Source organism: Acinetobacter sp. 226-1, from assembly GCF_030329325.1.
Taxonomy (GTDB): Bacteria; Pseudomonadota; Gammaproteobacteria; order Pseudomonadales; family Moraxellaceae; genus Acinetobacter; species Acinetobacter sichuanensis.
The window spans coordinates 269,179-291,107 of the sequence record NZ_JACANU010000003.1; the positions used below are offsets into that span (position 1 = coordinate 269,179).

General features: G+C 36.9%; 23 protein-coding genes. 4 read left to right on the forward strand and 19 right to left on the reverse strand.

Going from position 1 to position 21,929, the window contains the following annotated elements; genetic code table 11:
* Positions 1–5: 5 nt before the first annotated feature.
* Entirely contained in the window at positions 6–1,301 is a 1,296-nt protein-coding gene (locus tag HX124_RS07345) for a tetratricopeptide repeat protein (protein WP_286383692.1), read from the forward strand.
* A gap of 51 nt (positions 1,302–1,352) precedes the next feature.
* On the opposite strand, the gene HX124_RS07350 is transcribed toward HX124_RS07345, so the two are convergent.
* From HX124_RS07350 to HX124_RS07360, 3 genes are all read right to left on the reverse strand, one after another.
* Positions 1,353–1,727: a hypothetical protein gene (locus HX124_RS07350; protein WP_286376031.1), complete on the reverse strand. Its 375-nt coding sequence runs from the start codon at positions 1,725–1,727 to the stop codon at positions 1,353–1,355.
* An 81-nt stretch (positions 1,728–1,808) separates the two neighbouring features.
* Positions 1,809–2,621 (reverse strand): DMP19 family protein, encoded by an 813-nt coding sequence (locus HX124_RS07355; RefSeq protein ID WP_286383693.1) that lies wholly within the window; start codon positions 2,619–2,621, stop codon positions 1,809–1,811.
* A gap of 142 nt (positions 2,622–2,763) precedes the next feature.
* Complete coding sequence (locus HX124_RS07360; protein WP_286383694.1) at positions 2,764–4,173, reverse strand: D-2-hydroxyglutarate dehydrogenase; 1,410 nt, start codon at positions 4,171–4,173, stop codon at positions 2,764–2,766.
* A 350-nt stretch (positions 4,174–4,523) separates the two neighbouring features.
* On the opposite strand from HX124_RS07360, the gene serA reads away from it, so the two are divergent.
* Positions 4,524–5,756 carry a phosphoglycerate dehydrogenase gene (gene serA, locus HX124_RS07365; RefSeq protein WP_286383695.1) on the forward strand — a complete coding sequence of 411 codons (1,233 nt, stop codon included), beginning with the start codon at positions 4,524–4,526 and terminating at the stop codon, positions 5,754–5,756.
* A gap of 98 nt (positions 5,757–5,854) precedes the next feature.
* Positions 5,855–6,745, forward strand: a complete 891-nt coding sequence (locus tag HX124_RS07370) for an EamA family transporter (RefSeq protein WP_286376034.1) — start codon at positions 5,855–5,857, stop codon at positions 6,743–6,745.
* A gap of 1 nt (position 6,746) precedes the next feature.
* On the opposite strand, the gene HX124_RS07375 is transcribed toward HX124_RS07370, so the two are convergent.
* Positions 6,747–7,460: a metallophosphoesterase gene (locus HX124_RS07375; protein ID WP_286383696.1), complete on the reverse strand. Its 714-nt coding sequence runs from the start codon at positions 7,458–7,460 to the stop codon at positions 6,747–6,749.
* Complete coding sequence (locus tag HX124_RS07380) at positions 7,453–8,913, reverse strand: tetratricopeptide repeat protein (RefSeq protein ID WP_286383697.1); 1,461 nt, start codon at positions 8,911–8,913, stop codon at positions 7,453–7,455. The genes HX124_RS07375 and HX124_RS07380 overlap by 8 nt, the downstream gene beginning before the upstream one ends.
* Positions 8,914–9,075: 162 nt before the next feature.
* On the opposite strand from HX124_RS07380, the gene HX124_RS07385 reads away from it, so the two are divergent.
* Complete coding sequence (locus tag HX124_RS07385) at positions 9,076–9,945, forward strand: EamA family transporter (RefSeq protein WP_286383698.1); 870 nt, start codon at positions 9,076–9,078, stop codon at positions 9,943–9,945.
* Between the two features lie 54 nt (positions 9,946–9,999).
* Here the strand turns inward: HX124_RS07385 and HX124_RS07390 are convergent, their stop codons facing one another.
* The 14 genes from HX124_RS07390 to HX124_RS07455 all read right to left on the reverse strand — a co-directional run bounded on the left by HX124_RS07390 (position 10,000) and on the right by HX124_RS07455 (position 21,883).
* Complete coding sequence (locus HX124_RS07390) at positions 10,000–10,458, reverse strand: hemerythrin domain-containing protein (protein WP_107006916.1); 459 nt, start codon at positions 10,456–10,458, stop codon at positions 10,000–10,002.
* Positions 10,459–10,610: 152 nt separating this feature from the next.
* Positions 10,611–11,378, reverse strand: a complete 768-nt coding sequence (locus tag HX124_RS07395; protein WP_107006917.1) for a sulfite exporter TauE/SafE family protein — start codon at positions 11,376–11,378, stop codon at positions 10,611–10,613.
* A gap of 24 nt (positions 11,379–11,402) precedes the next feature.
* Entirely contained in the window at positions 11,403–12,308 is a 906-nt protein-coding gene (truB, locus tag HX124_RS07400; protein WP_286383699.1) for a tRNA pseudouridine(55) synthase TruB, read from the reverse strand.
* 330 nt (positions 12,309–12,638) lie between these two features.
* Positions 12,639–13,010 carry a 50S ribosomal protein L19 gene (gene rplS, locus HX124_RS07405; RefSeq protein ID WP_107006919.1) on the reverse strand — a complete coding sequence of 124 codons (372 nt, stop codon included), beginning with the start codon at positions 13,008–13,010 and terminating at the stop codon, positions 12,639–12,641.
* Between the two features lie 172 nt (positions 13,011–13,182).
* Positions 13,183–13,932, reverse strand: a complete 750-nt coding sequence (gene trmD, locus HX124_RS07410) for a tRNA (guanosine(37)-N1)-methyltransferase TrmD (RefSeq protein ID WP_286383700.1) — start codon at positions 13,930–13,932, stop codon at positions 13,183–13,185.
* 42 nt (positions 13,933–13,974) lie between these two features.
* Positions 13,975–14,523 (reverse strand): ribosome maturation factor RimM, encoded by a 549-nt coding sequence (rimM, locus tag HX124_RS07415; protein ID WP_107006921.1) that lies wholly within the window; start codon positions 14,521–14,523, stop codon positions 13,975–13,977.
* 28 nt (positions 14,524–14,551) lie between these two features.
* A complete protein-coding gene (gene rpsP, locus HX124_RS07420; protein ID WP_107006922.1) occupies positions 14,552–14,809 on the reverse strand; it encodes a 30S ribosomal protein S16 in 258 nt (85 codons plus the stop codon).
* A gap of 146 nt (positions 14,810–14,955) precedes the next feature.
* A complete protein-coding gene (locus tag HX124_RS07425; protein WP_286383701.1) occupies positions 14,956–15,384 on the reverse strand; it encodes a type IV pilin protein in 429 nt (142 codons plus the stop codon).
* 2 nt (positions 15,385–15,386) lie between these two features.
* The gene (locus tag HX124_RS07430) at positions 15,387–15,812 is read right to left on the reverse strand and encodes a type IV pilin protein (RefSeq protein WP_286383703.1); all 426 of its coding nucleotides are present in this window, start codon (positions 15,810–15,812) and stop codon (positions 15,387–15,389) included.
* A complete protein-coding gene (locus HX124_RS07435; RefSeq protein WP_286383704.1) occupies positions 15,812–19,273 on the reverse strand; it encodes a pilus assembly protein in 3,462 nt (1,153 codons plus the stop codon). Before HX124_RS07435 ends, HX124_RS07430 begins: the two co-directional genes overlap by 1 nt.
* Before the next feature lie 24 nt (positions 19,274–19,297).
* Positions 19,298–20,071: a hypothetical protein gene (locus HX124_RS07440; protein ID WP_286383705.1), complete on the reverse strand. Its 774-nt coding sequence runs from the start codon at positions 20,069–20,071 to the stop codon at positions 19,298–19,300.
* A complete protein-coding gene (locus tag HX124_RS07445; protein ID WP_286383706.1) occupies positions 20,068–20,937 on the reverse strand; it encodes a prepilin-type N-terminal cleavage/methylation domain-containing protein in 870 nt (289 codons plus the stop codon). Before HX124_RS07445 ends, HX124_RS07440 begins: the two co-directional genes overlap by 4 nt.
* A complete protein-coding gene (gene pilV / locus HX124_RS07450; RefSeq protein WP_286383707.1) occupies positions 20,937–21,416 on the reverse strand; it encodes a type IV pilus modification protein PilV in 480 nt (159 codons plus the stop codon). Before pilV ends, HX124_RS07445 begins: the two co-directional genes overlap by 1 nt.
* A gap of 20 nt (positions 21,417–21,436) precedes the next feature.
* On the reverse strand, positions 21,437–21,883 hold the full coding sequence (locus HX124_RS07455; protein ID WP_353619603.1) for a pilus assembly FimT family protein: 447 nt from the start codon (positions 21,881–21,883) through the stop codon (positions 21,437–21,439).
* Between the last annotated feature and the right edge of the window lie 46 nt (positions 21,884–21,929).

Genomic DNA, 21,929 nt, shown 5'->3' on the forward strand with positions numbered 1-21,929 from the left:
TTTTAATGTCTGTTGCACCATTACAAAATGTATTTGCGACTAAAAGCCCAAACATACAACGCACCATAAAACATAACACGCCTTCGCCTGTACAACACCCCCCGATCTTTACTGAATTTCACCAACTCAATGGCATCGATTCATTTAACCAAATCTTATGGGAAGACTACTTAACTGATCCTGAAAATGATCAATCACTTTCTCGTATGTTTGCAGAACAAATTAAAAATAACTTGCCACAAATTGAAGCAAGTTCAAACATGAGTGAGGAAGAAAAACAGAAATATCGCGACATGGCAAACATTCGTGAACCTGATGAAAATGATATGAATATCTATAAAAAATTGCTTGAAGCTCAAAAATACGATTTGGGAGAAGGTGTAAAAAAAGACCAAAGCAAGGCGAATGATTTAATTCTTGAAGCTGTTGATTTAGGCAGTCTTGATGCTATGGAACTGATTGGTATTCGTGTCATGCATCAGATTGGCTATACGCAGCTTCAAGAACAAGGCATTGATCTACTTTCTCTTTTTGCTGACCATCCTAGTAATACCAACAGTATAGGCGCATATTGGGCATACGTTGCATATAGCTATGCTTACGGTGTTGGACGACCTGAAAATCAAGAAAAAGCACTGCAATATTGGAAAAAAGCCAATCATTTATATTCGATGCAAATTGACCCGACAGGCTTTATTGCCTACATGATGGGAAAAATGATTGAAGATAAAAATATGAATAATCAACCGATTGAAGATGCGATGCAATATTACAAAATGTCTGCTAATAAAGATAATATTGCAGCACAACAAGCTGTTTTAAAACTATTAAATAGCAATAAAAAATTTGAAGACTTAACCTATGAACCTGAGTTATTTATGGCAGAACATAAAGCTGCAAAAAAAGAAAAAGATGCTTTCTATACACTCTCAGAACTGTACGCACAAAAAGAGTGGAAAATTTATAACCCTAAAAAATCTATTGCCTATCTAAATCAAGCCATTGCACTTGGACATGATCGGGCATTACTAGATTTAGCACGTTATTATGAACATGGCTATTTAGTAAAAGCAGACCCTGCCAAAGCCGCAGAACTTTATAAAAAATCACTGCAACAAGGCAACCCAACTGCGGGTATTTTGCTTGTGAACTTATATGAAAATGGCAGTAGAACTTTTAAAGCCGATGCCAAACAAGCCAAAATTTGGCGAGCTAAAGCGACAGCATTGTACAAAGAACTGGGTTATGGTGATGTTTTACCAAAAGCAGATGAAATACGTTTATTCAATCGTATGTACTAAATTTAACTTACGAGATCGCTCATCTCGTAAGTCCACTAAACGACAATGAAATTAAGAGCATAACTGTGTTTGAAATTCTCTCGAGTTACCACGTCTACATTGATAAGTCTTTTTAGTTTCTTGTAGTTTCCATGCATTTTCTACACGTTTAAAAATATAATCAGTACGAATCGCATTCACAGAATCATCCAATAAATTTGAGTCAATTACTGCGATTTGTGCTGCTGTTGGATTTTCTACACGGTTAAATACTTGACGAACAGACATACTATTTTGATTTTTCAGAATCGATGGTTGAGCTTTTATCACCTGTTGCATAGGTGTATCTGAACCACCAAAACTCACTTTACTGGTTAACTTTTCAGTTGTTGCACAACCTGTCAATGCTGCAAAACACAGTGCAGAAATAGAAAATAAACGAATCATTTTATTAGTCCAAAACAAAGAGATAAGCCTATGATGCAATAACTTAGCTCATGATGCTGTTTTAAAACTGTGACTTGATGATTATTCTTCTGCTAAATGAGACACGTCAATGGAACTCACTTGCTGCTTAGATTCACTAAACATCAAAGCTTGATCACCTAAGTCCAACATATAAAAATGCCCAGCATCTGTAAAAAAATGCCATTCAATCACAGAATTTCCTTCATAGATGACAGGACTCCCTGCCGTAATTTGTTCTAGAGTCTGATCTACACTTTGACATAATGCTTCAATTACTTTGAAATATCTTGGACGATTTTCCAATGCTTTTTGTTTACGTTCCGCTAAATTCGGTATCTTGGTAATAATCTGATCGAATAATTCATCTAAATCATTTTCATCGACAAGTTGTAATTGAGGATGCGATTTGAGCCATTGGCTATTCATTTCAATTAAATCGTCAGAATCATTTAGGGCATAAAATTGGTCATCAAATTTATTCAGAATATCTCGCTGTTCATTTTCACCAAAATATTCCCCCTCTAGAAACTGCTCAAATTGTTCATGGCTAAATTGCTCAATAAGATCAGCACTTTGCCCAAATAAAGCAGCATGTTGAGTCGCATTCATTGCTTGTAAACCTTCACGCACATGTTTAACTACGAACGCATCCCAATTAGTGTTATAGACAAATTGCGAAAAACCACCGTTATTGACCTGAGCCAGATAATAATCGACAAAATAACTATATAAAGCAGCGGTAGATACTTCATTGTATTCAACATAACGCTCAAATAAAGCATTTAAATTATCAATATTTGAATAGATGACATCATAAGCATCATCACTATCTAAACTTTGTTTTGAAATAATAATATTTGGGCTAAGTAACATGTCATATTCCTATTTATCTATTGTTATGGAAAAATAATATCTACCCTAAAATAGCAAAATCAGAAGAAAACTGAGTTGCAAGTATGTAATTTAACAATAAAAAAACGCTCCCGAAAGAGCGTTTTAATTTTACTTTAAATGATTAAAGATCAAATAATTTACCCGGATTCATAATCCCGTTTGGATCGAATACTTTTTTCAAGGCTTTCATGTATTCGATTTCTTCAGCAGTACGTGTATAGTCTAAATATGGCTTTTTAGTCATGCCTACACCATGTTCAGCTGAAATTGAACCGTCATATTTTTTCACAGTTTCAAACACATATTTGTTTACAACCTGACATTTTGCAAAGAATTCATCTTTACTCAAATCCGCAGGTTTTAAGATATTTAAGTGTAAGTTACCGTCACCAATATGACCGAACCAGCAAATTTCAAAGTCAGGATAGTTCTCTTCAACAATTGCATCAATTTCTTTAATAAACGCAGGAACATGTGTAATGAGTACAGAAATATCATTTTTATATGGAATAAATGGCGCGATAGATTCTGAAATATCTTCACGTAAACGCCATAAATTATGAACTTGCTCAAGGCTTTGACTCATTACACCGTCAAGTACCCAACCTTGTTCCATACAATGCTCGAAGATTTCCATCGCAGCATCCATGATAGGCTCATATGGTGCTTCAAACTCAAGCAAGACATAGAATGGACATTGTGTTTCAAATGGACGTTGTACATGACCATTGTCTAACACTTTTTGCATTGCCAATTCACCAAAGAATTCAAATGCAGTGAGGTCAATTTTCTTTTGGAATGCATGTAACACAGGCATGATGGCATCAAAATCAGGCACACCAAGCACTAAAACCTGTAAATCATGCGGTTGACGCTCAAGCTTAATTTCGGCTTCAGTCACCAAACCTAAAGTGCCTTCACCGCCGATAAATAAATGTTGCATCGCATAACCAGTCGCATTTTTAATCATGCCTTTGTTTAAGCGAATTACATCTCCCTTACCTGTCACCACAGTCAAACCCAGAATCCAGTTACGCGTCATGCCATATTTAATGACTTTAATCCCGCCTGCATTGGTTCCGATATTACCGCCGATTTGCGATGAACCTGCCGAAGCAAAATCGACTGGATAATACATGCCTTGTTCTTCAGCATAATTTTGTAATTGTTCAGTCACCACGCCTGCCTGAACACGTACCATACGATCTGCTGGGAAAAATTCCAGAATCTGGTTCATTTTGTCAAAACTAACAACAATTTCACCATTTGCAGCAACAGCACCTGCGGATAAACCTGTACGACCACCTGACGGCGTTACTGCGACATTAAATTGATTGGCAATTTTAACAATGGCTTGTACTTGCTCAGTGCTCGATGGAAAAACGATGACCGATGGATTTGGATCAAAATGTTTAGTGTGATCACGCCCCCAGTTTTGGAGACTGTCGTTATCGGTTTTTATGCGGTTTTCACCGACAATTTCAGTTAATTGGGTCAATAACTCAGGTGTTAAAGCGACTGGAGCGTTCATCGTTTGCAGACCTAGCAGAAGTAAACAAGTAGAAAATGTCTGGCAGATATTCTATCGTGACAGGCACAATATTATATATTTTCCAGACAACGGTAAGATCGAAAGCGATATATGGATATCAGCAATTCTTACAGGACAACATTATAAGCCATTTTTGCCTAAAACCTGTAGAAATTAGCATTTTGATCAGGTCACTTTTAAAATTACACAGTTAAATAGACCATAAATGACAGATTTTGACTCATATTTCGCCGAAATACCCACAATCATCGTCATAAAGGAAATGTAAATCAGGCTGCGTCCTATGTTATTATATCGGCACTAAATTTGGCCTTTGTAGCGGAGCCGTAATGAGCCAACATCTTTCACTGCCTAAAGATAAAATTCGTTTCTTGTTGTTAGAAGGCGTTCATCAAAACGCAATCGACACACTAAATGCTGCCGGATACACCAACATCGACTATCGTAAAACTGCGCTTGAGGGTGAAGCGTTGAAAGAAGCGATTAAAGATGCTCACTTTATTGGGATTCGTTCGCGCACTCAACTGACTGAAGAAGTTTTTGAAGCTGCGAATAAACTGATTGCTGTGGGTTGTTTCTGTATTGGTACAAACCAAGTGAATTTAAATGCTGCGATGATTCGTGGTATCCCTGTTTTCAACGCACCATATTCAAATACACGTTCAGTTGCTGAACTTGTACTTGCTGAAGCGATTCTTTTGCTTCGCCGTGTACCTGAAAAATCAACAGATACACATGCTGGTGGCTGGAATAAATCAGCAGTAGGTTCATTTGAAACTCGTGGTAAAACTTTAGGTATCGTGGGTTACGGCTCAATTGGCTCACAACTTTCTGTACTTGCAGAAAGCATGGGTATGCACGTCATTTATTATGATGCCGTGACTAAATTACCATTGGGTAATGCACGTCAAGTTGGTTCTATGGATGAATTACTTGCGACTGCTGATGTCGTATCTATTCATGTACCAGATGTACCTTCTACACGCAACTTCATGACCAAAGAACAGTTTGCAAAAATGAAGGAAGGTTCTATTTTCATTAATGCTGCACGTGGTACATGTGTCGTTATTGAAGATTTAGCTGATGCCCTTAAATCAGGTCATATTGCAGGTGCTGCGGTTGACGTATTCCCGAAAGAACCTAAAGCGAATGGTGAAGAGTTTGTTTCTCCATTACGTAACTTACCTAACGTGATTTTAACACCGCACGTTGGTGGTTCAACGATGGAAGCACAAGCCAACATTGGTTTAGAAGTTGCTGAGAAATTTGTTGCTTATTCTGATAAAGGTATGACTTTATCTGCAGTGAATTTCCCTGAAATCGCACTTCCATTGACTGAAGGTAAACACCGTTTACTTCACATTCATAAAAACGTACCGGGTGTACTTTCTAAAATCAACAACCTATTCGCTGAACATGGTATTAACATCTCTGGTCAATCTTTAATGACTAAAGGTGATGTTGGTTATTTAGTGATGGATGTTGATGCAACTGCATCTCAAGAAGCATTAGATACACTTCATGAAGTTGAAGGTACAATTCGCGTTCGCGTATTGTTCTAAGTTTCAACGGATATAAAAACCACAGGCTTTGGTCTGTGGTTTTTTATTGCTTTACTTTTATGTGCTTCATGCTCAAATAAGAGACAATCCTTGCTTTCATGCTGAATTTTAAAAATAAGCCTTATTTACATGCGTTGATCTTACTTTTTATTGCCATGATCAGTATGCAAAGTAGTGGCTCACTTGCCAAAATTTTATTTGATCAGTTTCCTATACTTACCGTTTCCGCTATGCGGTTATTATTAGGTTCTGTCATTTTGGCAGTTATTTTTAGAATTTGGCGTATGAATATAAAAGACGTTCATTGGTCTGCGCTCATCAGCTATGGTCTAGCTCTTGCAGGTATGAATGCCTTATTCTATTTATCGATTGAAAGACTTCCGCTCGGTATTGCTGTTTCTTTTGAGTTTATTGGTCCACTCAGCGTGGCACTGTTTTATGCACGACAAAAATTTGATTTTATTTGGATTATTTTAGCCATTTTAGGCTTAATTTTACTCTTTCCTTTTGATCAAACTGCACAAAGCTTAGATCCAATCGGAATTATTTTTGCTTTAGGCGCAGGTTGTTGCTGGGCAATGTATATCATTTTTGGGCAAAAACCCTCTGGTATTTCTGGCAATCATACCGTTTGTCTAGGTATGTTTATTGGCATGTGTTTTTTAATGCCTATCGCGCTCTTTTCAGGTTTACCATTACATAGCTTTCAACCTGAAAATTTAATACTTTTCACAGCATTAGCAATTTTAGCAAGCGCATTACCCTTTAGTTTAGAAATGGTTGCTTTACGCCGTTTAAGTCCTTTTGCTTTTGGCACACTCACCAGTTTAGAGCCTGCTATTGCCGCTCTTTCAGGTTTTATTTTTTTACATGAACAATTATTATGGACACAATGGCTCGCATTGGCTGTCATTATTGGTGCTTCTATAGGTTGTACTTATACCACCCAACAAGCAAAAAAAGAGGTTGAAGCCAAACTTAAAAAATGAGTCATTTTATAACATTTAACTGCTGCTCTATGGCTAGATTTTTATCAATTTCTAACACCGTCAGTTGAGCACCAAAAACTGCTCCTGTATCAATAAAATAGCAATTATGTCGTTTGGTCACTAAATCAACTATGGTATGCCCTAAAAAAACATAATCAATCCCAGTGATCACATCAAATTTTTTTCTAGCTGAATTACGAATACGTGAACGTCCCCATAAAATAATTTCACGTGATTGATGGTCATTGATCTGGGCTTTAAAAGTATTCCAATCATGATGCTCAATATCACCATGCACAAAACCGTAGTTTAAACCTTGATATTGCACTTCCAACACCAGCGGCAAGGTTTGGCATTGTTGAATGACTTTGTGTTGTTCTGCTAGTGGAAGTTCATAAAACCATTCGCCACCATGTTGAGCATGCAAGTCAGCCATTCCCACATCATGCTGACCCAACATACACATCTCTTCATGGTTGCCTAAAATTGATTTAAACCAAGGCTCTTTCGTTAGGTTTAAACACTTTAAACTTTCAGCCCCACGATCAACCAAATCCCCTACAGCAATCAATAGATCTTGTTGAAAGTTGAAGTTAACGCGTTGAAGCTCTTGCATCAACGCATCATAACAACCATGTAGATCTCCCACCACAAACAAACGCCCTTGTTCATGGTGGTAATATTCGACTCTATTGATGTCTAAAGGTTTAGCCATATAGCTCTATCGCACATGCTTCAATATGTTGATTCTGCTTAGCTAAATCTAAATATTTAACAGCATTCTTTTTATTTTTACGAATACCTAAGCCCTGTGAGTAAGCTTGATATAATTCAAAATAAGCATCTACATCGCCACGCTCAGCAGCTTGCGTAAGTAACGCAACACGCTGTTTTAGATCAGCTTCCACACCTTGACCATTTCCATACATTTGAGCCAATAAATAATAAGCCCGTGCTGAATCAGCGTCTTTTGCCAAATCTAGCCATTGTAAAGCTTGTCCAAATTGCTCTTTTTGTTGCTCATGAACAGCCATACATAGCATCGCTTGTACATGTCGATTATTGGCTGCGGCTTGTAATAATGCTAAATGTTGGGGATGTTCCACAGCAATAAGCATAGCTAACTCAAACTGTGCATCTGCATTATTATTTTGTGCAGCTCGCTCTAACCACTGTACACCATGTTCAAAATTTTTCTCTGTACCAATACCCGTTCTTAAACACTGTGCATAAGAATATTGTGCAGGAATATAGTGATTTAGAGCTGCATACTCAAAAAATTTAAAAGCTTGTTGTTTAAGTTCTTGTTGCTTAGCACCTTCGTTCATCTCATCTGCTTTACGTAAGTTTTGTGCAGCAGCCCAATAAGATGCATCAATATGACCAAGTTGTGCGGCTTTAATTAAAAACTCATGTACAACATCTGGATCGCTTTTTGGATTTTTTTCTTCCATTAAAGCACGGACATAACAACCATAAGGGTTATTTTGTTCTTGTGATTTTTGTGCGTAGTGAAAGGCTTTTTTATCATTACCTTGTTGAAAATATTGAAATGCAAGTAATGCACTTGCATAGCTATCATGTTGTGCAATTTCTTCTAACTTTTGATTTACTACGTTTTGATCAAATGCAGAATGTTCAATACAAGTTTTTAAACTATTTTCATGCTGATTTTGTTGGTAATTATGCATGAGTAAATTTAAAGCAGCTTCAGGATTATTTTCTAAAATATGCAATGCTGAAGCATAAATAGCCTCTGGATGATTTAAATCAACTGATTTTTTTAAGTAATCTAAACCTTGTTCATTACTAATCGTCGCACTTAAACCTTTTAAACCAATATATGCTAACTCGACCATTGCTAAAGCATCGCCTAAGTTTTCTGCATGTTTAAAAAATAAAATTGCTGATTCAATATCTTTAGGCACATAATGCCCAATTAAATGCCATTGACCTAGACACGTACTTGCAGCAGCAAAATTTTCATTTGATGCATGAATTAACAGATCAACACGACGCTGAGCCTCTTGATTCGTTTGTGCTATACCTTTTTTCTCTAAATCTACAACATATTGATAGTCTTGTGCTACTTCATCACCATCATCAACAATCGACATTGATTTTAAATTTTCTTGCACTACTTTTTTGTTTATTTTAGTTTCTGACATCTTCTATACCTATAAATTAAATAAAATCCTAAAACCATATAATATTGCGAGGGTAATTATATCAAACAATATAAAAGAATGTATGCATAGATCATAAAGATTACCGCCCATTTTGAAACAATAAAATGCTAGAATTGGTTGATATTTACTCTTGATTGCACCATGCAAAATACTCAACTACTTGCTGTTTTTTATATGATTATGTCGATGGTGTCATATCAAATCAGCGCCTCATTTGCCAAACAACTTTTTCAGGTTTTAGACCCTTTAACCGTCGTTACACTACGTTTATGCTTTGCCTCTGTTTTAATTTTTCTCATGTTTCGTTCATGGAAAATTATTCATCGTTTAGGACATTTACAATGGAAAAATCTACTATTTTATAGCGCTTCCGTTTGTCTGATGAATGTTTTGTTTTATGCATCTTTAGGAAAATTACCTCAAGGCATTGCTGTTGGTTTAGAGTTTTTAGGACCACTTACACTTGCCCTACTCTCAATAAAACGCAAAAGTGATTACATTTGGGTCGGTTTAGCGATTTTAGGCATCGCACTCATGGTGCCATGGCAAGATGCAACTCAACATAATTTTTCTTATTTAGGCGCAGCATTTGCACTCGGTGCAGGAGTTTGCTGGGCGACTTATATTTATTTTGGACAAAAAGTTATACGACAAAATATTGGAATGCATGCCTTAACCATCGCTATTGCTTTATCTGCTCTAGTGATGTTGCCTATTAGCGCAGTCCACAACCCTGAAGCGCTGATGCAAACTCAATATTGGGGTAAAGCACTCATTATTGCCTTATTAGCTACAGCGATTCCTTATGCACTTGATTTACTTGCGCTCAAGCATCTTAGCAAATTAAGTTATGGTACTTTATCAAGTTTATCACCTGCTTTAGCTGCGGTTGCTGGTATGGTCTTACTCAAAGAACATATCAGTATTTGGCAAAGTATTGCTTTATTATGTATTATGGTGGCTTCTGTAGGCGTCACCTTAAAAGCAAAAAAAGACGCTATTTCATCATAAACATCATCGTCCTAATGCATTAAAAAAGGAGCTGAAAGTTCAGCTCCTAATCTTTTAAGTTAAATGATCCTTATCTTTGGCTTTATATTTTGCATACTCCACTAAATATTGCTGCGCCAAACTACGCTTTTCGACATCATTCAAAATTTTACCAGCCTGTTGAAAAAAGCCATGTTCTTCCTCTTTTAAATGATGATGCACAAGCTCTGATAATTTTTTTGCAAGCACTAACCAATGCGGATGACTCATTGGCATTTCAGTTAACTTTTCTAATAACTCATCCATTTGATGATGCTCTGCCAAAGCATGACGACTAATATTAAGTCCTGAATCAGTCATCATTAAAGGTAAATATAAATAACGATCCTCGCCAACGGCATGAGCAAATAATTCATTCTTCAATAACTCAAATAAGGTCTGCCGTTCTACATTTTCACCAGATGTTTGTATGAGTTTTTCAGCCAGTTCTCTTTGAATTTCATGACTTTCTCTTAATGCTTCAAATATATTCATTGCAACGAACCTCAATAACTTTCGGTTTTAAACAAAAAAATAATTTCTAGATTTCAGTGAACTTAAACATCTTTTATCATAGAAAATAAAAAGAGCTGACTGTGTCAGCTCTTGCAATGATTTGTATAAAAAGCTTTAGTTATGTAAGTCAGTTAAGCAATAAACATTTGATATGCTAAACGACAAATTAAAATACTCACTAAAATTAAAAATAAAATACGTATAAAACCACTGCCATATTTTAATGCCATTTTTACACCGACCACAGAACCTGCAACATTTGCAACTGCCATCATCAAACCCAGTTGAAATAGCACATGTCCAGTGGGAACAAAAAAGCTCAAAGCTGCAAAATTCGTCATGAAATTACCAATTTTAGACAAAGCAGAAGCATGTAAAAAATCAACTTTTAAATAGCGAATAAAATAGAAAATAAAAAAACTACCTGTACCTGGTCCAAAAATACCGTCATAAAACCCGATTAATAAACCACCCACACCCGCAAGAATTAAAATTTTACGTGTCACTTCTTGCTGAATATGCACTTGTCCAAATTGCTTTTTAACCAAGGTATAAATAGCAATGACGATCAGCATAAACAGCACAAAAGGACGTAAAATTTCTTGTGGAATCAAAGAAACACAAGCTGCACCACCAAAAGAACTAATAAAAGCAGTGATACCAATAACAGCCAATAATTTCCATTGAATTTTAACTTGGCGCAAATATGAAAAAGCTGCTGAAGCTGTACCACAAATTGAAGCTAACTTATTCGTTCCAAAAACAGTTGCCGTTGGATAATGAGGCAATGCACCCATTAAAGCAGGAATTTGAATTAACCCGCCACCACCTACAGCCGCATCAATTGCACCCGCACAAAATGCAAAAAAGACCAAGCTGAGTATCAGATCAAGTTCCATCACTTATCCTTTAAATCTTGCGTATTACAAATTTAAAACCCGTTTTGGTACTAGACGCTTTCGATCAGTAATCTCAGCCAGACCTAGACATTTTTCACCATCAAAAACAACAACTTGCTCCTCTGCACAATGATCTATATTGCTTTCCATTCCTCGGCTAAAATATTCTGACCGACCTTCTGGAACTTGTATTTTTGGAAAATGATCAATTGAAGCATATACAGGAAGTAATAATTGTTCTCTTTGTTGTTCAGTTAAACTTTCTAAATATTCAATGGTATAACTTGGATTTAGCTCAAAATGCCCTGTCTGAATACGATGTAAATACGTCAAATGACCATATGTTCCCAAAGCTTTCGCAATATCTTCACCTAAAACACGAATATACGTTCCTTTAGAACTGGTGATGTCCAAGGTCAAACTATTTTCAGCAAAAGACAACAACTGAATATCATAGATATGAATTGGGCGTGCTTCACGTTCGATTTCTATTCCTTTACGTGCCAACTCATATAAAGGACGTCCTTCTTTTTTTAAAGCTGAGTACATTGGAGGAATTTGCTGAATATCTCCTATAAATTGCGTCAATACCTTTTCAATCAAAGCCTCATCCAACTTTGGTACAGCTTTTTCTAACAGTACATCACCCTCAACATCACCTGTCGTTGTACTCTGCCCCAAATGAATAGTTGTTTGATAACGCTTTGTTGAGTCTAATAAAAAATGAGAAAATTTAGTCGCCTCGCCCAAACAAATAGGCAATAAACCAGAAGCCAATGGGTCTAACGCGCCAGTATGTCCACCCTTTTCTGCACGAAATAACCAGCGAACCCGTTGCAAGGCAGCATTAGAACTAATACCTAACGGTTTATTCAATAAAAAAATGCCACTGATATGACGACGTTGAATTTTTGGCGATTTTACAGACATAGTAAGGAGATCAAAACAATGTATGACTATTCTAACAAATCCATTTATCTATTTTTATAAATTTGCGCTTTAGAAATTAAAATTTCATCTTCGACTCTTCAGCCCATGATAAAATTCAAAAATTAACTATAAATAAATCAATTACTTAATCTTTAAAAACCCTACTTTTTTGCCATAAAGAATCAAGAAAACACTGCACCAAATAAATGACACATTGGTCTAAAGTCAGCTTATACAGAAGAAACCTATATTTTATCTAATTCAACTTACCTCAAGATACAAATAAAAAAATGCGCCATAAGGCGCACTTTTTTAGTCACGTAAAACGTATTATTTCGCTTTACGAGCTGGTAATTTTTCACGAATACGTGCAGCTTTACCAGACAATTCACGTAGGTAGTAAAGTTTAGCACGACGAACGTCACCACGACGTTTCACTTCGATACCAGCAACGATTGGTGAATGCGTTTGGAAAACACGTTCAACACCAACACCGCTAGAAATTTTACGTACTGTGAACGCAGAGTTCAAACCACGGTTTTTCTTCGCGATTACAACACCTTCAAATGCTTGAAGACGCTCACGGTCGCCCTCTTTTACTTTTACTTGGACAATTACAGTGTCACCTGGTGCAAAAGCTGGGATGTCTTGTTTAAGCTGTGCATTTTCAACAGCTTGTACTAAAGGATGCTTACCGCTCATGGGGTATCTCCGATATATGTGGGTCAGAAGAGGTCTGAATTCCACTGGGTATAGAGGCTAAAGCGCATAGACCCGATTATCTTTCTCTTTAAGATTGACCACTTCAATGCTTAAAAAGCCTATTAATGACTCTAAGTAAAATACTTAGAGTAAATCTGCTTAGACAAATGAATTAACTCTTTTGTCCTTGCGAATCTTTTAGCCATTTTTTTTGCTGCTTGGTCAATGTGACTTGCTCAACCAATTCTGGTCGACGTTCAAGTGTACGTTGATAGCGCTGCAAAAACCGCCATTTCTCAATATTTGCATGATGCCCAGATTTAAGTACCTCAGGCACATCCAAACCTTCAAAATGATCTGGCTTGGTATATTGTGGGCAGTCTAAAAGACCATCCACAAATGAATCTTGCACATGAGATTGTTCATCAGACATGGCACCCGGAAGTCTCCGAATAATACTGTCCAATAAAACCATCGCAGGGAGTTCACCACCTGATAAAACGTAATCACCAATTGACCATTCCTGATCAACATATTGCTGGATCAAACGCTCATCGACGCCTTCATAACGCCCACACAATACAATCAATCCATCATAATCAATAAATTGTTGTACTGCTGGTTCATCTAAGGTTTTCCCTTGTGGTGACATATACACCACAGGAACGTTCACTGCACCTGCTTGTATTGCAAGTTCTTTGGCACGATTGATTGCTTTGCTTAAAGGCTCAGCCATCATCACCATGCCTGGACCACCACCAAATGGACGTTCATCCACTCTTTTGTAGTTGCCCTCAGCAAATTCACGTGGATTAATGCAATGAATATGCACAATTTCGTTTTTTGCTGCGCGCCCGCTAATACCGTAGGCTGTAATCGCTTCAAACATTTCAGGAAAAAGCGTAATGACTGCAAAAAACATCGCAGACTCCTCTATTTTCCTGCTGCGTTTATCCTATTCGGATTAATAATCTACGCCCCAATTCACGTAAATACGACCAGCTTCTAGATCAACGCGTTGTACCACATCTTTATGCCATGGAATCATTCGCTCTTCACCATCAATGCTTGCAGCAGTTGCGCGAACCACCATTACATCATTGGCACCTGTTTCAAACAGTTCATGGATTTGACCGAGATTAACTTCTTGTTCTTCATCATCTAGACCTAACACAGTTAAGCCTTTTAAATCAGTCCAATAATACTCGTCCACGCCCGCTTGAGGCAGTTGCGATTTAGAGATCCAAACATTTGCGCCAACTAAATTATCTGCTGCGGTACGATCACTCACACCTTTTAGCGAAACAACTAAGCCTTTGCCATGTGGTTTCCAACGTTTTACATCGACAATTTGCCAGCCTGCTTTGGTTTCAATGTACCAAGGCAGGTAGTCAAAAATGTTGCTCATCGGTTCTGTATTGGAATAGACCCAGAGCCACCCATTTAATCCATATGCTGAACGTAACTGTCCAATCTGAATACGATCTTCGGGAACATTCTGTGTTGGTGTCATGGGCAATCTACTACTTAATTTTCAAAAATTATGCAGTAACTGCAGCTTTCTTAGCTTGAGTAGCTAAAGAAGCAACACGTTCAGAAGGTTGCGCACCTTGTGAAACCCAATGAGCAAAACGGTCAGCATCTAAACGAAGTTTTTCTGCTTTACCTTGAGCTGTAGGGTTAAAGAAACCAATACGTTCGATGAAACGACCATCACGTGCATTACGGCTATCAGTCACAATGATTTGATAGAATGGACGTTTTTTAGCACCACCGCGTGCAAGACGAATAACAACCATGATAGAACCTTATAGTTTTTACGGATTATCTTATACCGACCATCGATATAACTCAAACCCCTTTCATAGAGGGCAGTATTTTACGTTATCTTTGCAATGAATGAAAGATCAAATTTTTTAGTTATCCACAATTTTGAATTTAAGTTTTATTTACCATCCCATGGTTCACAAGTACCTGATGTTTTTTCCCAGCATTGTTTACCTGTAGAATCTAATGTCAAACTTCCTGTATTTATCATTGAATTTACTGGTGTTGCCTTTATCAACCAAGTACTATTTTTTGTCGTCGCCGAATAAGTTTTGCCATCAATATCTGTAATGGCAACAGTATAGTTAGTCGTACCTGACAGTGGTATTTTAGTGCTTATTAAATTTGATGCTACGACGTTTTGAAATGATCCATTAGCAACTTTATATGCAATTAGTTGTTGCGACATCTCTTGCATTAAAGTCTGTGCTTCGACTCTTTTTGTACGTTTTGAATATTGTGTATAACTTGGATACGCAATGGCTGATAAAATTGCAATGATGACAACTACTATCATCAATTCAATTAATGTAAAACCTTTTCCCATTATTATGTCACCTTACAACTTGCAGGTACTATACACGTATCTGTTTCATTCCATTGACAAGTTGTACCATCACTATTGAGTGCAAAATTGCTATATTTTGCTGCATCTTTTAAATCTTTATTAACACAGGCTGTTAACAACCACTTTTGAAATATCGATGTATCAACTGCAATATTATATTTGACATCTGCCCCGGTTTTACCCTTAGGTGTAACCTTGTCTGCATCTGCCAAAGTAAATCCTTTATAACTAAAATTAGTACTTTTCTCTTCTTCAAGTTTTAAAGCAATTTCTTGCAGTTTTTGCTCAGTGATTTTTTCATTATTTTTACGGTTATAATGATGGTAACTTGGCAGCGCAATGGCTGCCAAGATTGCAATAACCATAATAGCCAACATTAATTCAATTAATGTAAACCCTTTAGCCATTATTTTGCTCCTACATAAGGTGTCATATCATACCAACGTGTAGGTAATAACTTATTTGTGGTCGTATATTCTATAATATTGGGTGTACAAGCTACACCTTTACATGTTTCAGGAATTTTATTGAAAATTAATTTTCGAGAACCACCTGTAGAACCTGGTCCTACATTAAGACCAATAATTCCCCCACCTAAGTCACCTACAGTTGTAATTGCAGTATCTGTTCCACACTTACCAAATGGTAAACATAATTTAACCGCCGTACTTACCCCAACAATACCCCCAGAACAACTGGTACTCGTACTATTACTACCATTATTGGTTTTACTTGGATCAAAGATTGAATAATAAAGATCACTATCTAAAGCAACACCTTCGGATAGTCCTCGCACTTGATAGGATTTACTATTACTAGTCGTGATTGGCAAACGATAATACCAACCACCTGTTTTATCTGTGGTTGGATTTGCCTTATAAATTTCATTCATATTTGACAAATCTACTGTCGTTGTCACAGTAGATGTTATTGCTGTCACACCACTATCATAAAAACCAAGAATCATATCTTGTGCAGTGCTATCAGACTTTAATGGACTACTTCTATCCCCTGAAGCTAATGAAATGACTGCATATTTTTTACCTGCACTATTGGTATGAATGGTAAAGGTTGGTGCTTCATAAAAACGGGGAGGATTTTTTCCTGATTCTTGGACACTTGCAAATGTAAAAGCATTCGTCACAAATTTTTTAGTCTCATCGTCTGCTTTATGATTTGGATTTAAATCGATACGGAAAACTTTACCACCCAAATCTCCAACATATAAGTGATCCACCAAACCATCACTGTCTCGATCTACAGCTTTTATTCGAGATGGAATACTACTGACCATACCATTGATTGCAGTTGATGAGCCACCATCTTGAGTCCCATTCGCATTCGATGCGCTTTTACTGCCCCACCAGAGCAAGTTTCCATTTTCAGCATCAAAGATATATACACCATTTCCTTTTACACCACCTGTTGTTGAATTGGTAAAAGTGGGATCCTCATATTTTTCATCATAACCACCACCGACAATCATGGCGAGTTTGCGTTGACCATTCCATTTGATATAAGCCAGAGTTGGTTTAGACCAACTTTGTCCCATATGTGACAATGCACCACTAGTGGTACTGTCAGGGTCTATATGGAACATCAGTTTTGGTTTAGTCATATCAGATAAGTTTAGTGCATAGTAGCTACGTCCACCCATGCGTAAACCACCATATACATATTGGTGACTATTTTTCCCGTCTGCTTTTACTTGTAGACCATCACGTTCAACAGTTTTTCCATCAACTGTAGCATCATAAAAATTAGGTTCATACACTGTATGCGCAGTCCAAGGACCATCTACACCATAGAAGAAACCGCCACCTGAATTTTTATCCTTACTTTTATCCATTGCCATAGACTCGAAAAAACCATTCTTTTGTTTCGTCAGCATTTCTTTAGGTACAAAAGTAAACTCTTCTGTTCCACTTCCTGTGGCTACAGCACTACCATCTATTACTTGGCTATTTTGCGTACCTGATTTAACCACATGTAAAACACCCTGTGTTGTCCCAAAGAGGACATAATCCTCACGATCTACTGAACCCAATGAGCCAGTGTCCGCAACAATTGCACCTTTTTGTGTAAGTAGAATTGGTGAAGAATGAATAATTGAACCAAGTTGGTAACCTTTTGATGCATCTTTAGTTTTTAAATAAGTTAATTGATCTGCATAAGTCGTTTTTGATGCTAATGCTGTTAAATCCGCGGAAGTGAGTTTTGAATAACCAAGAAGACCATATAAGTACTCTCGATTCGTCAAAGTTCCATCTTTAAGTATAGTTTCTGCAGATTTTAAATCCCCAACTGAACTATCATTGTTTATAAATACGTTTCTTTGAAATACCAAATTATTAGAGCCATCTATTTTTGGCATTTTAGCGCCCAATAGCTGACTTAAATTACCACCATAGCTAATCACTTGGTCTGGATGCACAGCAGAACTATTAAACCAGTAGTCTTTCAGGTCACTATTAAAATCTGTGGCGTTTTTATACACCAAATTCTTATTCACATCATACAACGTACCACCTATGACATTGTATTTTTTAAGATTCCCTGCCCATAACTGATCTTGTGTTTCAATTAGTGGTTTAAACATCGGGAAATAAGCAAAAGGTTGTAACTGATTGGTATTTAACGCATCTACTGGAATAGTACTACTACCGATGGTTGAACCTTCAATAGGGACTGTTGTTTCGGTAATAAAGGATTTTAAGCTTTCCACCAAATCGGCTGAAGATTGAGCTGTATAAAAACCACCCTCTCCAAAGCCTCCCACATTAGTACGATTGGGAATAGTTTTTGCACCCCACTGGCAATAATTCCGATGATCTGAATCAGCCGTATCAACCAAGGTACAATCAAAATACTTCTTATCTCCTATTGTAATATTTGCCTGCGTTTTTTGAGTAGCTGTTAAATAATACCCTCCCCCAAAACCAACAGTTGCAGTTTTTATTTTATAATTACTCTTAAGTAATGATTGTGCATAGTTTCCAATTTTTCCCCAATAAGCGGTTTGAGAACTGCCTAATGTATTGGTCGTTACTTTCGTTATTCCGTCATAATCAATACTATAATTAGTATCGCCTTGAGGCTCACCATCAGTTAAAAAATAAAGTCCATTCCCAGTACATGCTTCACTGGTATTAGAACTACTAGATTGACTTGTAAATTTTTTCCCAGCAGTGTTATAAGCTTTTGCAATAGGTGTTCCCCCACCAGCAGTAATTCCTTGTACATACCCGATAAGAGTACCTTTATTCGATGTTTCTGGATCCATTGCAATAAAATTGGTTTTATTCGTAATCGCATTGCCTGAATAAGTCCCTAATCCAAACTGAATATCTTTACCAATCGTTGGGTCAGCAATAACGTCTATCAACCCTTTTCTTAAATTTGTAATTCGCGTATAGCAATTGAATTTATTTGAATCCGATGTTGCAGTACAGGTATCTTTAATTTTATTTTTATAGGCAGTATCATTTTTTACTTTGTTATTACTAAGATCCACCTTACAATAGACATCTGACCATTTTTTTGCATAAATATGCCCTGAAGTCATTAAATCATTTGGCAAATCTTCTTGAACACAAATATTAGCACTATCATAATAATAATCACGCCATCTATCATATGCATATTGATATGCATAATCTGTAGCCAAAGACATATTACCCATACTTCCCGAAACATCTAGCATTAGATAAATTTTAGTTGTTCCAGTCCCGCCTGCCTGATAAATATCAATATCACTTGCCTGAATTTGCACAGGCAACCCCGCCAAAATCAACGAGGTTATAGATGCAGCTAAAGTCGACACTTTAAAACGCATCCAATGGCTTGAAATCTGTTTATTCTTGTTCATAAAAACCTCTAACTAATCCTAACCTCAGGTTGAACCTGATTTTTTGAGAAATTGTCCCAAACTATATTCAGAAATTTGAGTCGTAAATGGCACACTTAACTTATTTAAGCACTCAGACACCGTGACTTTATCTGCCGCACTAATATCGGTAATAGTCGGATCGATATAACTCGCTCTTTTCAAACACGCATTTATATCTGTCGCAGAAGCACTACTTAACACTGGCATGACAGAAATCGCAGTCACCACCAGCGTTTTTGGCTCATCGATTTTTGCCCCATCAGGATCAGTCCCTTCAGGCACACCACTAAAAGGCAACACAGGTGTAATGGTTGATGTTCCAACACGTACTGAAATCTGCGTCAAAGCTGCAGAACGACCACTACTAAAGAAGCCATCCTCGTATTTACAAAAACTATCAATCGTTCCTAAATTCGATGTTTGTAACTTTGAAGAATTATCGATATACGCAAGCCCTGCTCTGCGTAATGAAAAAAAATCTTTTTCTGAACCTTTGTAGCAAAAAATAAGTTCTCTATTTCGGTTTGCATCCATTTTGGGATAACCAAACAAATTTGTGCCAAGCAAATAGGTTTCAATTTTTGTTTTGTCTTCAATAGGAATAAAAACAGCATCGGTATTTTGATTTAAAATTTGAATGGCTTGACCATTAGTTGCCACCTTAAGCCCAAATAATCCTGACTTTGCCGCCATCGCACCTATAATGGTGATTACAATCAAAACAAAGAGGACTGCAATCAAAGTTGAACCCACTTGTGTATTGGATTTTAGACTCATTGTGCATCTCCTATTGCATTACGTAAGGCAACAGCTTGCTCCAAAGGAACTCTTAAAAATTTCCCAGTAACGCCAGTCGGATTACTGACGGTATATGATTCATTTAAAAGTGTGTAAGTGGTAGGAATAACTGTGTTTCTACCAGAGTTATCAACAGAGCGTATAAGCACGCCTAATTGAAGTGTGACAGGTCGAATCGTACTTGCAGCATCCGCAAATTGCTTTAGGGTAAGATAGCTCATTTGGTTTGAAGGATTAACAACACCAACAAGCACTTTAAATTGATCCACACGCTGTAAAATCACTTGACCGATACTACTATTGGTGAGATCACTTAATTCAGGGGCTTCTACACTAGAATCATAGCGACCTGCTGCACAAGCGAGAACATAGTCATTTTTACTTTCGTCATCTTTTCTAATAAAATATTTTTGTACAACCACTGTAGTTGCTGAGGTAATTTTTTTCCCTTCACAATCAAAACCATTAAGCTGAGCAGGTTTATATTGAATCACTAAAATGTCACTTTTTACATCAGCTAAAGTGTCACCTGTTGCTGTTGAACTTAAAGCTAAATCAGTAGTTTTTATTGTGGAAGGATAGTTTTCTTTTTTAACAATCAAACCAGATAAACCACTATTTTTCATTATTCGCCCCCCCACATCTAAATTGGTTTGACGAATATCTGCTGTTATATAGCTCATACCAAAACTGGCATTATCTTGTACATTCTCCATAGCTTTTTGGTATGAAAGCGTAGACTGTCCACTAATTAAAAGTTGTATTGCAGCAGCAACTATTATCAGACCAAGCGCCAGAGCTACCATCAACTCAACAAGTGTAAAACCTTTAATATCCAATTCCATTAAAATGCCTCCACTACCACACAACGCGCACCTGACTTATATTTAAATTTATCTGCTTCAGTACATGCCGCTGTATCACTATTACTTTGAGATGCTTCGGTTTCATCCCATGCTACATATATACAATTTCTCAAGTTTTTTGTATCAGGACAGGAAAGTACAGCAATAGTCATATTCTTATTTTTTGCTAGTTGAGTTACATCTGCAATGTCTTTGAGTGCAAATTCATTCGCAGTACAATACTGATTTAAACACTTTGAAGTGACTATCGAACTCACACCTTTATACGTACCTAATCTATTAAAATACATACGCTCACCTAAATTTCGAGCAATATTAACCGCTTCGATTTTACGTAAAGCCTGCTCTCCCATGCTCATAGATTTGTACTGTAACAATGCAAAGCCTAAAACAGCAATTCCCAATAAGAGCATTGCAACTATGACTTCCATCAAACCTACACCTTTTTGATATTTCATATTTTTCTCTTATCTTTTTATTAGCATGATTTTAAAGCCCTAGTGACAAGCCCCAACTGAGTTATAGTCAAAGATTCAACTTTTAAGCTCTTACTGTGTTTTACACTTATACAAACTGGATACTCTGCTTTTTCAGTTTGAACCTGACCATTTGCTAAAAATGAAATTGCCTTCACATTATTATTTTGCAACTCTAGGTTCGTTCCCACCCCTGTGCTTATATCAAAACTTTTTGCCGTAGAAGGAACACTAAAAGAACTATCCAACTTCAGTACAGAAATTTGTCGAGTCAGACGTGCATTATTTTTTGCCTCATTTAAAGTAAAAAGAATCTTATCTATCCCCTTCTTTAATTCATTCCTTTGAATCAAAGATTGAAAAGAAGGTACAGCGATCACCGCTAACACTGCTAACACTGCTATCGTCACCATCAACTCAATTAACGTAAATCCCCTGAAAAATCGCATCGCATTGTCCAAATTACAAATCTACACACATACAACACTAATGTTT

Coding starts and splice junctions, on each gene's coding strand:
- HX124_RS07345 (WP_286383692.1), top strand. CDS start 6: ATGTCTGTTGCACCATTACAAAATGTATTTGCGACTAAAAGCCCAAAC.
- HX124_RS07350 (WP_286376031.1), bottom strand. CDS start 1,727: ATGATTCGTTTATTTTCTATTTCTGCACTGTGTTTTGCAGCATTGACA.
- HX124_RS07355 (WP_286383693.1), bottom strand. CDS start 2,621: ATGTTACTTAGCCCAAATATTATTATTTCAAAACAAAGTTTAGATAGT.
- HX124_RS07360 (WP_286383694.1), bottom strand. CDS start 4,173: ATGAACGCTCCAGTCGCTTTAACACCTGAGTTATTGACCCAATTAACT.
- serA (WP_286383695.1), top strand. CDS start 4,524: ATGAGCCAACATCTTTCACTGCCTAAAGATAAAATTCGTTTCTTGTTG.
- HX124_RS07370 (WP_286376034.1), top strand. CDS start 5,855: ATGCTGAATTTTAAAAATAAGCCTTATTTACATGCGTTGATCTTACTT.
- HX124_RS07375 (WP_286383696.1), bottom strand. CDS start 7,460: ATGGCTAAACCTTTAGACATCAATAGAGTCGAATATTACCACCATGAA.
- HX124_RS07380 (WP_286383697.1), bottom strand. CDS start 8,913: ATGTCAGAAACTAAAATAAACAAAAAAGTAGTGCAAGAAAATTTAAAA.
- HX124_RS07385 (WP_286383698.1), top strand. CDS start 9,076: ATGCAAAATACTCAACTACTTGCTGTTTTTTATATGATTATGTCGATG.
- HX124_RS07390 (WP_107006916.1), bottom strand. CDS start 10,458: ATGAATATATTTGAAGCATTAAGAGAAAGTCATGAAATTCAAAGAGAA.
- HX124_RS07395 (WP_107006917.1), bottom strand. CDS start 11,378: ATGGAACTTGATCTGATACTCAGCTTGGTCTTTTTTGCATTTTGTGCG.
- truB (WP_286383699.1), bottom strand. CDS start 12,308: ATGTCTGTAAAATCGCCAAAAATTCAACGTCGTCATATCAGTGGCATT.
- rplS (WP_107006919.1), bottom strand. CDS start 13,010: ATGAGCGGTAAGCATCCTTTAGTACAAGCTGTTGAAAATGCACAGCTT.
- trmD (WP_286383700.1), bottom strand. CDS start 13,932: ATGTTTTTTGCAGTCATTACGCTTTTTCCTGAAATGTTTGAAGCGATT.
- rimM (WP_107006921.1), bottom strand. CDS start 14,523: ATGACACCAACACAGAATGTTCCCGAAGATCGTATTCAGATTGGACAG.
- rpsP (WP_107006922.1), bottom strand. CDS start 14,809: ATGGTTGTTATTCGTCTTGCACGCGGTGGTGCTAAAAAACGTCCATTC.
- HX124_RS07425 (WP_286383701.1), bottom strand. CDS start 15,384: ATGGGAAAAGGTTTTACATTAATTGAATTGATGATAGTAGTTGTCATC.
- HX124_RS07430 (WP_286383703.1), bottom strand. CDS start 15,812: ATGGCTAAAGGGTTTACATTAATTGAATTAATGTTGGCTATTATGGTT.
- HX124_RS07435 (WP_286383704.1), bottom strand. CDS start 19,273: ATGAACAAGAATAAACAGATTTCAAGCCATTGGATGCGTTTTAAAGTG.
- HX124_RS07440 (WP_286383705.1), bottom strand. CDS start 20,071: ATGAGTCTAAAATCCAATACACAAGTGGGTTCAACTTTGATTGCAGTC.
- HX124_RS07445 (WP_286383706.1), bottom strand. CDS start 20,937: ATGGAATTGGATATTAAAGGTTTTACACTTGTTGAGTTGATGGTAGCT.
- pilV (WP_286383707.1), bottom strand. CDS start 21,416: ATGAAATATCAAAAAGGTGTAGGTTTGATGGAAGTCATAGTTGCAATG.
- HX124_RS07455 (WP_353619603.1), bottom strand. CDS start 21,883: ATGCGATTTTTCAGGGGATTTACGTTAATTGAGTTGATGGTGACGATA.